This is a genomic window from Desulfatitalea alkaliphila (assembly GCF_022968795.1).
GTDB lineage: Bacteria > Desulfobacterota > Desulfobacteria > Desulfobacterales > Desulfosarcinaceae > Desulfatitalea > Desulfatitalea alkaliphila.
Window position 1 is genome coordinate 1 of record NZ_JALJRB010000083.1, and the last position, 841, is coordinate 841.

At 57.3% G+C, this 841-nt stretch carries 1 pseudogene; it reads left to right on the forward strand.

The features are described 5' to 3' along the window. Positions 1 to 313 precede the first annotated feature (313 nt). A pseudogene (locus tag MRX98_RS21810) lies at positions 314 to 841 on the forward strand (IS481 family transposase); the annotation flags it as partial.

Below are 841 nucleotides of genomic sequence, written 5' to 3' on the forward strand. Positions count from 1 at the left end.
GTGTACTTTTTTTCTTGACCACATCAAAACAGACCTTGAAACCAAAACTCGTGCGCTGGCCACCTGCGCACCGCAAACAGGAACAACCAAGATCAAACCATGGCGACATCGAGCAGACCTGATGGATTTTCTACGCAGTCTGTAGGTGAAATGTTATGTGGCCTCCAACCAAATCACGATATTATTTTTGCTCGCTTATTGGGTTAACGGCCACATATTTTTGGAGGCCACATAATGGTACTTATGTGATCAACCACATAAGTACCAGAACGGGAAGCAGGAGACCTTCTGGGGCCGGCTGGAAAGTCGTTTGATGGAACTTTTGCGCGGGTTGCCGGATCTGACGCTTGCCTTTGTCAACCAGGCCGCTCAGGCTTGGGTGGAACAAGACTATCATCGCAGGGTGCACAGGGAGATCGGCACCAGCCCCTTGCAGCGCATGCTCAGCGGCCCGGATGTGTCCCGGCCGACTCCTGAGAGCGACTTTTTGCGCGGCGCCTTCACCCGCCGGATCACAAGAACCCCCCGGCGCAGTGATGCCACCGTGGTCGTCGACGGCATCCGCTACGAACTGCCGGTGCGTTTTGCCCATATGCGCCGGGTGATCCTGCGTGCCGCCGGCTGGGACAAAAGCCGCATGACGTTGGTCGATACCGACACCGAAGCGCCCCTTGCCCGGCTGCTGCCTTTGGACAAAACCAAGAATGCTTGCGGTATGCGAAAGCTGATCGCCCCCGAAAACCCGTGTGCTGCTGCGCAGTGCGCGAGCGAACCTGCGATGCCTGCGCTGCTGCGCAAATGGTTCGCCGACTATGCGGCCACGGATCTGCCGCCGGCCTAT